This is a genomic window from Haliscomenobacter sp. (genome assembly GCF_040403615.1).
GTDB lineage: Bacteria > Bacteroidota > Bacteroidia > Chitinophagales > Saprospiraceae > Haliscomenobacter.
The window spans coordinates 1-1,321 of the sequence record NZ_JBBAKG010000266.1 but is presented as its reverse complement, the minus strand read 5'-3'; the positions used below and the strand labels follow the sequence as shown (position 1 = coordinate 1,321).

The window sequence follows — 1,321 nt, the reverse complement described above, 5'->3', positions numbered from 1 at the left end:
CTGGTTATATCCCGAATCATTGGCGGTGAGCAGCATCCCCTCCAGCACAAATTGGTCTTCATGCGAAGCCTCTGGAATCTTGATGTTGTTCAGGTACCAACGACCGACCTCCAGCATATCAACGTGGTTCCCTTTTGAATCACGCAAGGTATCGTGATTGAGCACGAAAAAAGCATCCACTGTTTTAGACAGAGCCAATGCCCGCGCCTTGAACTCATCAAGTGAATTGGTCAGCACTTTATCCACCAACTTGAGAGGCAAACTGCCGCGCTCAGCCAGTTGTTCAATCATCTTTACATTGGGCCGTGATGACTCCGAATCGCAGGCGAGGATCGCAAATGTCTTGGCATTGGGCACCAGTCTCTTCAGCAGATCTAGGCTTTCCTTGTGATACCCGGATTGCCAGACACCCGTGACATTTCGGCCGGGCGCATCCATACTGTCCACGAGCCCATACTTCAAGGGCAAACCGTTAATTCCCCAAAACACAACCGGAATTTTGGAGTCGAGCAGTTGACCCCCAATGTGTTTGGCAGCATTATCGTCACCCAACAAGACCAGATCAGGGCCAAACGCCAGTATCGCGGCCAAGATACGCGATGTTGAAATAGCCATCTCAGCACGACTGTCTTTGCGCTTGGTATCCATCCAGTCTTTTTTGATCACCGCTTTGCGAGACTCGACTTGGTCGTCTCGTTGCAGCTGTTTGACTTGCTGCTCAGTGTCAAGATAACCCAGCTTAAGCATGGCAGCACTGACGCCTTTTTGGGTAGACAGTGACCAAATATAGGCCTTGTTGTAACTGCTGACAATAAAGATGCGCTTTTTCTTGGTATCGGCTGCAGAGACGACCCCACACGTCAAGACAAGCAACAGCACACACCCTACAAACCCAGACAATCTTCGCATCAAAATACTAACTCCTCACTCCTGACTCATCATTCAAGCCACGCTAAGCGCAGCCGACCCAACCACTATGTTCTAGACTTTTTTCTGCGCTCGCCATTTCTTGAAAATCTGAGTCGCCTGTTCAGAATAAAGGTCAAGTGCAGCCTCCGGCGTCAGACGGCCGGATGCGGCATCGGCAAACATTTTGGGTATGAGCCAGTCTTTCCAGATCTCGTCGATGGCCGCATTGGCATAACCCGGGTAGCCTACATTAACGGTCCATTTGTCGGCATCCATAAAAATGGCGTATTTGTCAGAAGGCGTCGCCTTAGTGTCATTGGCAACCAATTGCTTGAGGTCCGGCACCAACTGAGGGTAGGTCGGAAAATTGTAAAAACCACTGGCCAAAAAAGCGTCGCGAGATTTGCCGGCC

At 50.3% G+C, this 1,321-nt stretch carries 1 protein-coding gene and 1 pseudogene; both read right to left on the bottom strand.

Annotated elements, in window-relative coordinates:
- Positions 1-873, bottom strand: an 873-nt coding sequence (locus ABW391_RS29475; protein ID WP_353485483.1) for an ABC transporter substrate-binding protein, incomplete at its 3' end; no start/stop codon positions are given.
- Positions 874-981: 108 nt separating this feature from the next.
- Positions 982-1,321: pseudogene (locus ABW391_RS29470) on the bottom strand (carbohydrate ABC transporter substrate-binding protein); the annotation flags it as partial.